The following is a 13,204-nucleotide window of genomic DNA, read 5'->3' on the forward strand; positions in this document are numbered from 1 at the left end:
AACATAAAATATATAAATAAAACTGGAGACTAAATTATGAATAAAAAAACATTACCTACGATATATTACTTAACTTCATTAATATTTTACGTAATATGCGTAATAAAATTTTTCAACTCAAGTGCTTCAGGGGGAGTACTTTGGTTGCTTATAGGATCTGCATTCCTATACTTTGGAACAAATGCAAAAAACAACATATAAAAAATATTTAAGAGTGGATAAATCAAAATTTATACGTTAATATCTCTCAGAGATTGAAGTCATAGACAAACTCCTCTCCAGCTTCGACGTGTGTACAAGTAAATAGTTCTGTTGTAAAAATTCCTCACGTCTCCAGATTGTCGAGAGAGTTTTGTCTATGCACTTCAATCCACTAAGTTAGCTATTATCCCTATAAAATTTGATTTGAACAAATTGGAAAAGTTAATAAAATTTTAATCAACTTTTTATTTAGGTTGTTATAATTTTACTTTCTTTTTAATGCTCTGTAAAATCAAAGGTTTACCAAGAATATTGATATTATGAGCATAGTAGCATATAGGCAAAACGCACTCGACAATCTGCAGACGCGTATTTTAATAGAAACACAACTATTTCTCGCTCACGCGTCGAAGCTGGAGAGAAGTTTGTCTATATCTACTATGCTTCACATAATAACAATATATTTTGGTAAATTTTGATTTAATCCACTCTTTTTATTTATCATAATACAAACGTCAGAATAAAATGATGGATGCCAAATGGATTTTTTCTAACGTCATCTCTTTTACTCGGAATTATATCAATTCGAACTCGACTATCTGGAGACGGCTCACAACTTTGAAATGTGTTACTCTAACAGTGTGAGCCGTCGAAGGCAGGAGGTGAGAATGATATAATTTTGAGTAAAAAAAGAGATGCCATTAGAAAAATCCATTGGCATCCTCAATTATTCAAAGTGTCCCTGACAGGAATTGAACCTGCGACACCCGCTTTAGGAGAGCGGTGCTCTATCCTGCTGAGCTACAGAGACATATTTAAATCGTATATAACTAATAACATATTAAATATTATATCACTAAAAATATTACTTTTCAAAAAAATTTCCAACCCTTTCATTCATTTTCCAACATCAAAACTTCTACACAATTGAAAAAAACTATTATCTATGCTATCATTTAATTAGTTGAATTTTTAAAATAATTTAAAATCAAGCAGGGGAGCTTTTTCGGCTGAGAGTAGGTAAAACCTAGACCCTTAACCTGATTTGGATAATGCCAACGTAGGGAGAAGATAAGATATCAAACACGAGCCTTTGTTGGTTTCGTGTTTTTTTATTTTTAAAATCTCTCTCAATACTAAAAAGACTGGGGGAATTAAAATGTTAAAATCAACTATTGAAAATGTAAGAGAAATATCACCACTTATCCACAATATCACTAATTACGTTACTGTAAACGATGTTGCAAATATAATATTAGCTTGTGGTGCAAGCCCTATCATGGCCGACGATTCTGAGGAAGTTGAGGATATAACTTCTGTATGTACTGCCTTAAATATAAATATCGGTACACTTAACAGAAACACAATCCCTTCTATGATATTAGCTGGTAAAAAAGCAAATGAATTAAATCACCCAACTGTACTAGATCCTGTTGGTGTAGGTGCGAGTGCTTTAAGAAACAAAACTGCTAAAGAACTTCTTGAAAATGTAAAATTCTCTGTAATAAGAGGGAATGTTTCAGAAATAAAATTCTTAGCTACTGGTATCGGAGCTGGAAAAGGTGTCGACGCAGCTGTTGGCGATGCAGTTACTGAAGAAAATCTTGATTCTATGGTAGAATTTGCAAAATCATTTGCAAAAGAAATAGGTAGTATAATTGCAATAACTGGTGCTATAGACTTAGTTGCCGATGCTGAAAGATGCTTTGTAATCAGAAATGGTAGAGCTGAAATGGGAAAAATAACTGGAACTGGATGCCAACTTTCTGGATTAATTGCCTCATTTATCGCTGCAAATCAGGACAATATGCTTGAAGCAACTGCAGCTGCTGTAATAGATATGGGACTTTCTGGAGAAATTGGTTGGTCTAATATGGAAAAAACTGACGGAAACTCTACTTACAGAAATAGAATAATCGACGCTATATATAATATGGATGGAAATAAATTGGAAGAAGGTGCTAAATTTGAAATCAAGTAATATAAATGGAAAAGATTTACAGTTATATGCTATAACTGACAGACATTGGTTAAACGGAAGAACTCTTGCTGAACAGGTAAGAGAATGCCTTGAAGGTGGGGCTACTATACTTCAGATAAGAGAAAAAAATCTTCCAGAAAATGAATTTTTAGAAGAAGCAAAGGAAATTCAGGCTCTTTGCAAAGAATTTAAAATACCATTTATCGTAAATGATAATATAAATATCGCAGCTGAAATAAAAGCTGATGGTGTTCATGTTGGTCAGGAAGATATGGACGCTAAAAAAGTTAGAGATATGCTTGGAGAAAATGCAATTTTAGGTGTATCTGCATCTACAGTTGAAGAAGCTTTAAAAGCAGAAAAAGACGGAGCTGACTATCTTGGTGTTGGTGCAGTCTTCCCTACTTCTACTAAAGGAGATGCTGACAGCGTAACATTTGAAACATTAAAAGAAATATGTGAAACTGTATCAATCCCAGTAGTTGCAATAGGTGGAATAAGTTCAGATAATTTATTAAAACTAAAAGGTAGCGGAATAGATGGTGTATCTGTTATAAGTGCTATATTTGCAAGCGACGATATAACTGCTGCCACTAAAAAACTTAAAGAACTAACTGAAGAATTATAAATCTTATCTTTTTAAGGAGGAATGGTTATGAAAGTTGCTTTAACAATAGCAGGAAGTGACTGTAGTGGTGGAGCAGGCATACAAGCTGATCTAAAAACTATGACTACAAACGGCGTATTTGCAGAGTCTGTAATCACAGCTTTAACTGCACAAAATACAACTGGGGTATTTGGGGTATTTGAATCTTCTCCAGAATTTGTTACTCAACAATTAGATGCAGTATTCACAGACATTTACCCGGATGCTGTAAAAATAGGAATGGTATCCTCTGCTCCGATTATAAAAGCAATAGCAGAAGGATTAAAAAAATACGAAGCAAAAAATATTGTAATAGATCCAGTTATGGTATCTACTAGTGGTTCTAAACTACTTCAAGACGATGCAATCTCTACACTTGAGGAAGTTTTATTCCCTCTTGCAACGCTTCTTACACCAAACATACCAGAAGCTGAAATACTATCAAACATTAAAATAAACTCAGCAGATGATATGACTAAAGCTGCAGAAATAATTGGTAAAAAATACAATGCCGCAGTTCTTTTAAAAGGAGGTCATAGCATAAATGATGCAAACGACCTACTATACTCTAATGGAGAATTTAAATGGTTCAGCGGAAAAAGAATTGACAACCCAAACACTCATGGAACAGGTTGTACTCTTTCTAGTGCAATAGCTTCAAACCTAGCAAAAGGAATGAATTTAGATGAAGCTGTTGAATCTGCAAAGGCTTATATTTCTGGTGCTTTAGCTGCAATGCTAGACCTTGGAAAAGGTAGTGGACCAATGAATCACGCATTTGCAATTAACGGTAAATATTAGTATAATTAAATTATGAATAGCTACTTTAAATCTTAAAAACAAACCACTTATACCTATTTTCTTTTAATATAAATAGAAACAAATCTTATTCTCTTTTTTGTGGAAAGTTTAGAAGTTTTTAGTAGCTATTTATTTTTACACACAAAAATTAAAAAAGATTAAAAGAAAGGAAAAAACAAAATGAAAAGATTTTTAAACTGTAACGCATCTGATTTTGAAAAAATGACAAAATCAGAACTTATCGAATCAATAGCAGCCAGTGAAGGAAGAATAGTAGTTTGCGAAACTATAGGCGCTGTTCCTCAGATGCTTGGCGATGTAACAAACGCAGAATTTGCTGCATCAATGGGAGCTGATATAATACTTCTAAACATATTTGATGTAAACAACCCTGTTATGCATGGACTTCCTGCTGATGTTAAACCAGAAGATTACATAAGAAAAATTAAAAAACTTACAGGTAGACCAGTTGGTTTAAACCTTGAACCACTTGAAGAAGGTGTTGCTAGTACTGTTGAAACGGATGAATGGGCTGGATTATCTTCAGGACGTGCAGGTACTTTAGAAAACGCTAAAAAAGCAGTTGAAATGGGTGCTGACTTCATAGTACTTACTGGAAACCCTGGTATAGGTGTTACAAATAAAGCTATAACAGATACTCTAAAACTTTACAGAAAAGAACTTGGAGATAGCGTTGTTTTAATAGCTGGTAAAATGCACGCAGCTGGTATACTTGGTGAAGCCGGTGAAAAAATAATAACTAGAAATGATGTTAAAGAATTCTCTGAAGCAGGAGCAGATATAATATTAATGCCTGCACCAGGTTCAGTTCCTGGAATAACTATGGAATATATAAGAGGACTTGTTTCTTATGCTCACGAGCTAGGAAAATTAACTCTTACTTCAATAGGTACTTCTCAGGAAGGTGCTGATGTTTCAACTATAAGAGAAATAGCACTTATGTGTAAAATGGCTGGAACAGATCTTCACCACTTAGGAGATTCAGGATATATGGGAATGGCACTTCCAGAAAATATATTTGAATACGGTAAAGTGATAAGAGGGGTAAGACATACTTATCATAGAATGGCTGCATCTATAAAGAGATAGATATATATGGGACTGTTGCATATTTGTAATAGTCTCTTTTTTGTATAATCTGGTATGAATTTACTGCTTAAAGTGTGTGTATAATATCAAAATTTCTAATTATCATATTTACTCGCAGTATTGAATTTATAGACAAACTTCTCTCCAGGCTTCGACGTGCGTGTAGGCAATATGTTTTGTTGTAATTAAAACCCACGTCTGCAGATTGTCGAGAGAGTTTTGTCTATAAATTCAATACTGTAAGCTAATTATATTGATTAGAAATTTTGACATTATACACTTCTTGTAAGTTAGTAAATTCATACCAGATTGTTCAATAAAAGTATTCTGTTTCAAAATATGCTAACAGTCATTATATATCTGCTCTCAGTTATGCGATGCTTATACAGAAAAAGGAGCTTTAAAAAAGCCCCTTTTATAAGTTTCTATTTGATTTTTTGTTTTCTATTTTTCAAATTCTATTTCAAAATCCATTCCACCGACCTGAACTGTATCCTTTCCTTTTAGTATGCTCTTGTCAGATTTTTCATTGACTAAAACTATACCGTCTTTTTTAGCTAAAGGTGATGCTGTTAATGCGTCAACTAATTTATCTCCATTTGCTATGTATAATTTGTCTGATACTGAATAGAATTCATTTATAACTTCTTTATTTGTTGCGTATCTGTCTTTTCCTGCTAATACTTCTACGTTATATTTATAAGCTATTGATTTATCAACTACAGAGTTTCCACCGATTACATAATATTTATATTAAAATTATATCACAAAATTTATATTTTTGAAATATTTTTTATTTTTAGTAAATTGATATCATAATAAAGTTTTTACTCTCTGCTACTAAAAACTACTTATCAAACTAAAATAATATTAACAAATATACTACCTAGAATTTTAATATCTCTTTATTAATATTTTGTAAGTAACCTTTTTATTATTTCATCTACTAAAAAGTTTACTAAATTAAAAAGAGTGGATTAAATCAAAACTTTCCGAAACTATTTATATGCTATAGTATTGAAGCTTATAGACAAAACGCCCTCGACAATCTGCAGACGCGTATTTTATTTACAACAAAGCTCTTTCTTCAACACGCGTCGAAGCTGGAGAGTAGTTTGTCTATAAGTTCAATACTTCCCATATAACATAGAAACGGAAATTTTGATTTATCCACTCTTTATAAAGATAGCAAATTAATTAACATATACTCTTTTACTTTCTCTATAGCATAACATTCCTGCTATTACAAGTCCTGCCATTCCCACAACACCAGGAAGAACATGACTTATTGAATTTCCAGCTGCAACATTAACAAAAATAGAAGCTGGGTTATATATATTTATAATATTCAATGATAAATTGAATAACACCGGACACCAAAGCGACTCTGTCTTATAAAGTAAATAAGACTGAATAACTCCTACTGATGTACTCATAATTAAAAGCATCACTGCTCCATTTAACGGATTCTCCGCTACTTTCATATATAAAATCATAATTATCGGCAACTGCCATATTCCCCATAAAAATCCATTAAGTACAGCTGCCTTATCTGGTTTCATAATCTTGCACATTCTTGGAAGAAGGTAACCTCTCCAAGCAAACTCTTCACAAAAGCTCTGAATTATACCATAGATTGGGAAGATTATCGCTAAATTTGAAACCTCATATGTAACACTCTTCAAATATTCAAACATACTTGTATACTGAAGATTGTAAACTGTCACCATCCCCAATAATTTAACCCCTGAATGGAATATTATATAGTTTATAACTGCTCCAAAGTATATTATGAAAGGAGTAAAAAGCAATGTTTTTATGTAAGTCTTTTTATTCCTTTTGATGTTTATCTTCAAGAACATATTTCTAAGACCTTCTCTGCAAATCATTCTAGTTATTAATGCAGCCAACGCTGGTGAGAAGATCATATACAATAATAAATCCGGATTTCTATCTTGATAATACATAATTGAAAGAGCTATCATAAACATAAGAGCTATTCCGAAAAACACAGATATTTGTTTCTTTTCTACATTATTCATGAAAAAACCTCCCGTCTATCTGATTCGTTTTACTTAATTATAATATTAACACCCAATTATTAAATTAAATTGATATTATTTCTAAAGATTTATGAAATTTTAAGTTCAATCAATTTTTATTTTCTAAATATTTTTTAAAAATTTTTAGATTTAAGATTTACTCAAAACTCAAAATCAATCTCTTTACACTCACAACTATCTATATATTAATACATTTAAAGATAATTTTCAAATCTTTAAATTATATTATTTTTACAATTTAAAATCAAATCTTAAACAGCTCTTCTATTTACTACCATATTTTTCATATTAGCAATAGGATATGAAACATTGTATATCACAAACGCCTTTATTGGCACCATTAAAACTGCTTTAAAAGCTCTTGTTGGTAATGTAGCCATAAAACCATATCCGCTAAGTAGGTATATATTACCTGTGTTTAGAATTAGTTCAATTAAGTTTACTATTATAGTACATATGATGATGTTTTTCATAGCTTTTGGTTTGTTGTAAAGGAACTTTCCGTAAAGTAGTCCAACTAATGCAGTTGTAACTGTAAATCCTGGGAAGAAATCCCCTGTTATCAGTGTTACCCCTATTAAATCGGCTATTACTGCTATTATCATCGTATATTTTGCTCCATAAAGTATCCCCGCTATTGTTAGTGGAACAAAGCTAAATCCTATCTTTATTATTGGAGTAGATATTGATAGGAATCTTGATAAAATTATCGTTATCGCAACCAAAAGCGACATCATAACTAAGTCTTTAGTCGTAATTTTATTCATTAAAAATAACCTCCTGAGTTTTCTTTTATTAAATTTTCTGTTTAAAAAACAAGAAGTCCCACAAAATTTGCAGGACTTCCTAATAAATGGTGTACCCGACGGGACTCGAACCCGCAGACCTTCAGAGTCGGAGTCTGACATTCTACCAATTGAACTACAGGCACATATTAATAATAGTATACTTTTTTAAAAAGTATATTTCAAACACATATATTATGATAATTCATATCGCCTACTATGTCAATTATTTTTTACTCTTTTCTTTTCATATTACAATGTAAAAATTCTCAGTCATTTGAACAAATTTCCTTGATTTTCTGTCAAATAAAATGTATTCTATTTAATGGATAGATATTTTAAAATTGGAAAAGGAGAGTGATGTGCAATGGATAGTTATCCGTTGCAAAGTATTAAAAATTTAAAACCTATCTGTTAACAGTATCTTAGTCGCAATAGTAGTTTGGCTTTGATCACTCGTTAGCCGATAGTACTACTATAATTAAAAACAAGGAGTGTGTTGCGATGATAAGATACTATAAAACTATCGATTCTAAGCTAGAAAAAATAAACGAGCCAGAAGAAGGATGCTGGATCAACCTTGTTGAGCCTAATCAGAGTGAGATACATGAGATATATGATTATACTGATATCGATATCGAAAGTATCAACGCTGCTCTGGATGAGGAGGAACGTTCAAGAATCGAAGTAAATGACAACCATACTCTTATCCTTATAGATATACCTATAGATGAGAGTGACTCACATAACTCGTTATACAGCACTATACCGCTTGGTATAATAATTACCGAAGATGTAATTCTTACAGTATGTAGTGAACAGACAAAGATCCTTAATGACTTTATTGTCGGTCATATAAAGGATTTCTACACTAATATGAAATCTCGTTTTCTTCTTCAGATTTTGCACAAAAATGCATCTTACTACCTACACTATCTAAGAAGAATAAACAAGATGACTACTACTCTAGAAAAAGAAATATATGACTCAATGCAGAACAAGCAGCTTATTCAGTTACTAGAGCTTGAAAAATCTTTGGTTTACTTCTCTACTTCATTAAAATCTAATGAGTTAGTGCTTAATAAGATGCTTAAAACATCAAGTATTAAGAAGTATCACGACGACGACGATTTATTAGACGATGTTATTGTAGAAAACAGACAGGCTCTTGAAATGGCTACTATTTATGGAGATATACTTAGCCGAATCATGGATGCCTTCAGTGCGATAATAAGTAATAACCAGAACAATGTTATGCAGGTTCTTACAGTTATCACACTTATTGTTTCATTACCTACATTAATATCAGGCTTCTTTGGAATGAACGTCGGCGGAATTCCGCTTGCAGAAAACCCAAACGGTTTCTGGTTGATATCTTTTATATCAGTAATTATATGTGTAATTATCACTATGTTAATGTCTAAAAATAAACTTTTATAGATTCTGTTTCGTAAGTGTTTTAAAATATATTTAGAATGCTTATGAAACAGACTTTTAATTTTAAGGGAAATTTATAAAGGGGGTAAACTTAATATGAATTATATTTTATTGGTAGTCGGATTTGTTCTTCTTGTAAAGGGAGCCGACTATTTTGTTGAAGGGGCGTCGAGTATTGCAGAGTCGCTAAAAATCCCTTCTCTTATAATAGGGCTTACAATCGTAGCCTTTGGTACTAGTGCACCAGAAGCAGCGGTAAGTATCACAGCGGCTATAAGTGGACAAAATGGTATGGCTATGGGGAATGTTATTGGATCTAATATATTCAATCTTCTTATGGTCGTTGGTGTATCTGCCATGATAAAGCCATTAATAGTAGAAAAAAGTGTTAGAATTAAAGAGTTTCCATTTTTAATACTTATATCTCTACTTACATTTGTAATAATTGGAGATCAGTTCTTTGGTGGAACTTCAGTAAACCAGCTTAGTAGAGGTGACGGTTTAGTACTTTTAATGTTCTTCGCTGTTTTTATGTATTCACTAATAATGTCAGCTCTAAACTCTAGAAATCAGGCTTTAGAAGCCCAGAAAGCCAATCCTAATGAAAAAATAACTGTAGAAATAGATGCTCCAGTTGAAACAATGCCTATTTCAAAGGCTATAATATTCTCAGTCGGTGGGATAATAGCAATAGTTTTAGGTGGACAGGTTGTTGTAAATGCAGCTACTGGAATAGCAAAAAGCTTTGGTGTAAGTGACCAGCTTATAGGTCTTACAATAGTTGCTATCGGTACTTCTCTACCAGAATTAGTAACATCTATAATCGCAGCTACTAAAGGTGAGAGTGATATCGCTTTAGGAAATGTAATAGGATCAAATATGTTTAATATATTATTTGTTCTAGGTGCATCTGCTGCTATTTCTCCAATAGCAATAGATCCTAAGCTGTTTGTGGATTGCTTATTTATGATTGGTGTAACAGTTCTTGGTTATGTGTTTACTGTTGCAAGAAAAGATATAAACAGGATTGAAGGAGCAATATTAACTGCTCTTTACGTAGGATACACAGCGTATTTAATAATGAGTATATAAATTATAAAAGGACAAGAGTATATATGCCCTTATTTTCATAATTCAGCGCCCCACACTGTTAAAACAACATATTTAGCAGTTGTGGGGCGTTTGTTGTAATTGACAATTTTTTTATGCACTCTTAAAATAGTACCATACTCTAAATTAAGAGTAAATTCTTTTTTTTAATCTTATAGGGGGAATATAAATGGTAGAAATTCTAACAGAAAAATGTATTGGTTGTGGTCAATGTGTAAAAGAGTGTTTTCCAAAATGTCTTTCAATAGTCGATGGAAAAGCATGTGCTAATGATATGTGTATTGATTGTGGACATTGCTATGCAGTCTGTCCAACAAATGCTATTAACTTACCCGAACAATCTGAAGAAGGTGTAATAGAATTTAATAATTCAAAACCAACTATTGACAGTGAACTTATGCTAAACTTTATCAAATCAAGAAGAAGTATTAGAAATTATAAAGATAAAAAAATTCCTACTCAGACAATGGAGCACATCTTACAGGCTGGTAGATTTACTCCTACTGGTGGAAATATCCAGGATGTTCATTATATATTTATTCAGGATAATCTTGAAACCTTTAAAAAAATGGTTTGGGACGGTCTTAATACAATACTTACTGACCCAGAACGTGTCAATTCTATACAAGAACGTTATCGTATAATTTTACAAAACCTTTGGGAAGCATACTCTAATGGTACAGGTGAAGACAGACTATTCTTTAACTCACCTGCTCTACTTATTGTCAACTCTAACTCAGCATTAAATGGTGGTCTTGCTTCTTCAAACATAGAACTAATGGCAAATTCGGAAGGACTTGGTGTTCTATACAGTGGATTTATACAAATGGCATTAAGCATAAACCCTGCTGCTTGCGAATATCTAAATATAACACCAGACCAAATAAAATCATGCATGCTAATTGGTTATCCTAATGTATCATACAGACGTACTGTACCAAGAAAACCTACAAATATCCAATGGATGTAAAATAATATTTTTCAAATACACTAAAATCTAAAAAATATTATTAAAGGATAAAAGATAAGGACAATATTGTATAGCTACTATTATTAGATACATGTTATAAATAATAAGAAAAAATTCAAATTTGGAGGCAAAAGATTATGGATTATATCAGGAACAGAGAAAGTAATATTCCTTTTGGCTTACACGATAGCAGAATAGTGGATATTATAATTGATGAAAACAAACTATCTTTAAAGATAAATCCGATATTTCAATATATCGATAATGAAGAAAAATGTCATAATGGAATAATTGAATTCACAAATATTGATAAAGATGCATGCGATATTATGATATTTAACACTCCTTATAGCTATGATGGAGTAAAATCTTTTTCTGGCAAAGAATTGTCTTTTGATGAATTTAAAGAACAATACCCTAATGCAGAATTTGAAATCATTACAGAGGGATATTGTGGATATGACACAATATTTCAGGGATATACTTTTCAAGATGGAAACGATCAACTTTTTGCAATCATGAGAATATGGAATATGGGTGATATGATATATCGAATTTAAGAAATTCTACTGAAAAGGTAAATAAAAATGGGCTATTACATTAACATTTATTTATGTAATAGCCCATTTTTTTTAAAATATTTAATTTTATTGAATCTACATGCATTTCTTGCCATTTTCAAACCATTCATCTATAGTTTCACTTACTATATTATAAAATTTAACAACTCTATGATTCATCAAAATTACTAGCCAATCAATAACACCTAAATCTTGAAGATTTAAAATCTTTAAATCTGAAATATCAATAGAATACTTATTTACAATACCAGATTCCTTTGCTGTTACAGACCACTCTTTCGCTAAATTCAATTCTCTTGTACAATAAAACTTTAATCTAAAAAGTTCATGATAAGGTTTATCATTAGCTCTTTTTCTTTTGGTTTAGACTCTGCTATCATAAGTGTTATAGAAACAAGAGCACTATTAGAAATAATCTGTTTACCATTTATAATAAGACGTTGATTTTTATTTAAAAATTCAAGAAAAATAGTTGCTCCTATCCTTTTACACCCATCTATAAAAGGATGATCTTTTATTAAAAAATACAACAAATTAGCAGCTTTTTCTTCTATACTGGGGTATATCTCTTTATCGAATACATTTTGATACACCGATAATAAAATTCCTTCTAGCTTTCCTTTCTCATTTTCAATGCCGAATATATCTGATTCAAAGCCTCTATTCTCTTTTGATTAATAGAATATCCTTTAATCATATATTCTTTTAAAATTGAACTTGCCCATTTTCTAAAATCTACCCCTCTTTGTGATTTAACACGATATCCAACAGAAATAATAACATCAAGTGAATAAAATAAAACAGGCTGTTTTACACCATCAACACGCATTTTTTGCGTGTTGTTTTCTTTATTTACTTCTTTCTCTTTAAATACATTATTGATATGCTTACGAATTGTTTTTTCATCTCTATCAAACAATTCCGACATTTGGTTGGCTGAAAGCCAAACTGTTTCTCTATCTTCACTAATGGTTACTTCTAACTCTAATTCACCATTCCTAAAAATAATAATATCATTCTTCATAAGTTTTACCTCTATAAATTTTATTTTTTAAATTGAGCTATAACTAAAAAAATCAAAAATCTATCTATATTTAATATAGTCAAATAATTTTTATTTAATGCAATTTTAGCAATAAAATATAAAATAAATCTTATTAAAGAATAATAAAAAGCCAAGAAGATTAATTATTTCATAATCCTCTTGGCTTCTAACATTTTATAAACTTCTCTATCACCAAAACGAAATACTAAGTATGTTCGCAACTGTATTTCTTAGTAGACTAAAATTTTGCGTATAACCACAGATTAATTTGCATCGACAATTATGCAAGTTAACCACTATTCTTATATCAGATAAAAAACTAAATAAAACTTATTAAAATATAATAAAATAAGGACAATATTTATAACTACTACTCCAGCGACAATCTGCAGACGTGGTTTGAACTGCTCCCCTCTGAGTAGACAAGTGAAATAAATAAATTCACTTTAAACTTAGAAGGGAGCAATTTTTATG

The 13,204-nt window shown here is 31.3% G+C and carries 15 protein-coding genes, 2 tRNA genes and 1 riboswitch; of the genes, 9 read left to right on the plus strand and 8 right to left on the minus strand.

Annotation, left to right across the window (positions count from 1 at the left end):
- Positions 1-36 precede the first annotated feature (36 nt).
- On the plus strand, positions 37-201 hold the full coding sequence (locus DWX74_RS11115) for a hypothetical protein (RefSeq protein WP_158573262.1): 165 nt from the start codon (positions 37-39) through the stop codon (positions 199-201).
- Positions 202-938: 737 nt separating this feature from the next.
- Here the strand turns inward: DWX74_RS11115 and DWX74_RS09025 are convergent.
- Positions 939-1,012 (minus strand) — tRNA-Arg (locus DWX74_RS09025).
- Between the two features lie 173 nt (positions 1,013-1,185).
- Positions 1,186-1,285, plus strand: a riboswitch (TPP riboswitch).
- Between the two features lie 75 nt (positions 1,286-1,360).
- On the opposite strand from DWX74_RS09025, the gene thiM reads away from it, so the two are divergent.
- The 4 genes from thiM (at position 1,361) to DWX74_RS09045 (ending at position 4,739) form a co-directional block, all read left to right on the plus strand.
- The gene (thiM, locus tag DWX74_RS09030) at positions 1,361-2,182 is read left to right on the plus strand and encodes a hydroxyethylthiazole kinase (RefSeq protein ID WP_118549657.1); all 822 of its coding nucleotides are present in this window, start codon (positions 1,361-1,363) and stop codon (positions 2,180-2,182) included.
- Positions 2,160-2,810 (plus strand): thiamine phosphate synthase, encoded by a 651-nt coding sequence (gene thiE, locus DWX74_RS09035; RefSeq protein ID WP_334294640.1) that lies wholly within the window; start codon positions 2,160-2,162, stop codon positions 2,808-2,810. Before thiM ends, thiE begins: the two co-directional genes overlap by 23 nt.
- Positions 2,811-2,837: 27 nt before the next feature.
- Positions 2,838-3,629 (plus strand): bifunctional hydroxymethylpyrimidine kinase/phosphomethylpyrimidine kinase, encoded by a 792-nt coding sequence (thiD, locus tag DWX74_RS09040; RefSeq protein ID WP_118549659.1) that lies wholly within the window; start codon positions 2,838-2,840, stop codon positions 3,627-3,629.
- A 180-nt stretch (positions 3,630-3,809) separates the two neighbouring features.
- Positions 3,810-4,739 carry a DUF7916 family protein gene (locus tag DWX74_RS09045; RefSeq protein WP_118549660.1) on the plus strand — a complete coding sequence of 310 codons (930 nt, stop codon included), beginning with the start codon at positions 3,810-3,812 and terminating at the stop codon, positions 4,737-4,739.
- 444 nt (positions 4,740-5,183) lie between these two features.
- On the opposite strand, the gene DWX74_RS11450 is transcribed toward DWX74_RS09045, so the two are convergent.
- The 4 genes from DWX74_RS11450 to DWX74_RS09065 all read right to left on the minus strand — a co-directional run bounded on the left by DWX74_RS11450 (position 5,184) and on the right by DWX74_RS09065 (position 7,733).
- The gene (locus DWX74_RS11450; RefSeq protein ID WP_118549668.1) at positions 5,184-5,477 is read right to left on the minus strand and encodes a cell wall-binding repeat-containing protein; all 294 of its coding nucleotides are present in this window, start codon (positions 5,475-5,477) and stop codon (positions 5,184-5,186) included.
- Positions 5,478-5,932: 455 nt separating this feature from the next.
- Positions 5,933-6,781 (minus strand): CPBP family intramembrane glutamic endopeptidase, encoded by an 849-nt coding sequence (locus DWX74_RS09055; protein ID WP_118549661.1) that lies wholly within the window; start codon positions 6,779-6,781, stop codon positions 5,933-5,935.
- A 272-nt stretch (positions 6,782-7,053) separates the two neighbouring features.
- Positions 7,054-7,569, minus strand: coding sequence for a folate family ECF transporter S component (locus DWX74_RS09060; protein WP_118549662.1), 516 nt, complete (start codon positions 7,567-7,569; stop codon positions 7,054-7,056).
- An 87-nt stretch (positions 7,570-7,656) separates the two neighbouring features.
- Positions 7,657-7,733: transfer RNA gene (locus tag DWX74_RS09065), tRNA-Arg, on the minus strand.
- A gap of 358 nt (positions 7,734-8,091) precedes the next feature.
- On the opposite strand from DWX74_RS09065, the gene DWX74_RS09070 reads away from it, so the two are divergent.
- The 4 genes from DWX74_RS09070 to DWX74_RS09085 all read left to right on the plus strand — a co-directional run bounded on the left by DWX74_RS09070 (position 8,092) and on the right by DWX74_RS09085 (position 11,664).
- Complete coding sequence (locus DWX74_RS09070; RefSeq protein WP_118549663.1) at positions 8,092-9,027, plus strand: magnesium transporter CorA family protein; 936 nt, start codon at positions 8,092-8,094, stop codon at positions 9,025-9,027.
- A gap of 93 nt (positions 9,028-9,120) precedes the next feature.
- The gene (locus DWX74_RS09075; RefSeq protein WP_118549664.1) at positions 9,121-10,116 is read left to right on the plus strand and encodes a calcium/sodium antiporter; all 996 of its coding nucleotides are present in this window, start codon (positions 9,121-9,123) and stop codon (positions 10,114-10,116) included.
- 187 nt (positions 10,117-10,303) lie between these two features.
- The gene (locus DWX74_RS09080; RefSeq protein ID WP_118549665.1) at positions 10,304-11,104 is read left to right on the plus strand and encodes a nitroreductase family protein; all 801 of its coding nucleotides are present in this window, start codon (positions 10,304-10,306) and stop codon (positions 11,102-11,104) included.
- A 137-nt stretch (positions 11,105-11,241) separates the two neighbouring features.
- Positions 11,242-11,664: a hypothetical protein gene (locus DWX74_RS09085; RefSeq protein WP_118549666.1), complete on the plus strand. Its 423-nt coding sequence runs from the start codon at positions 11,242-11,244 to the stop codon at positions 11,662-11,664.
- Between the two features lie 96 nt (positions 11,665-11,760).
- Here the strand turns inward: DWX74_RS09085 and DWX74_RS09090 are convergent, their stop codons facing one another.
- From DWX74_RS09090 to rhuM, 3 genes are read right to left on the minus strand one after another with little or no spacing between them, the layout of a single operon-like run.
- Positions 11,761-11,976 carry a hypothetical protein gene (locus DWX74_RS09090; RefSeq protein ID WP_118549667.1) on the minus strand — a complete coding sequence of 72 codons (216 nt, stop codon included), beginning with the start codon at positions 11,974-11,976 and terminating at the stop codon, positions 11,761-11,763.
- Between the two features lie 20 nt (positions 11,977-11,996).
- Positions 11,997-12,278 carry a type II toxin-antitoxin system death-on-curing family toxin gene (locus DWX74_RS11295; protein ID WP_243411930.1) on the minus strand — a complete coding sequence of 94 codons (282 nt, stop codon included), beginning with the start codon at positions 12,276-12,278 and terminating at the stop codon, positions 11,997-11,999.
- Positions 12,279-12,295: 17 nt separating this feature from the next.
- Complete coding sequence (gene rhuM, locus DWX74_RS11300) at positions 12,296-12,709, minus strand: RhuM family protein (protein WP_286164293.1); 414 nt, start codon at positions 12,707-12,709, stop codon at positions 12,296-12,298.
- Positions 12,710-13,204 lie beyond the last annotated feature (495 nt).

The organism is Peptoclostridium sp. AF21-18 (assembly GCF_003478825.1).
GTDB lineage: Bacteria > Bacillota > Clostridia > Peptostreptococcales > Peptostreptococcaceae > Peptacetobacter.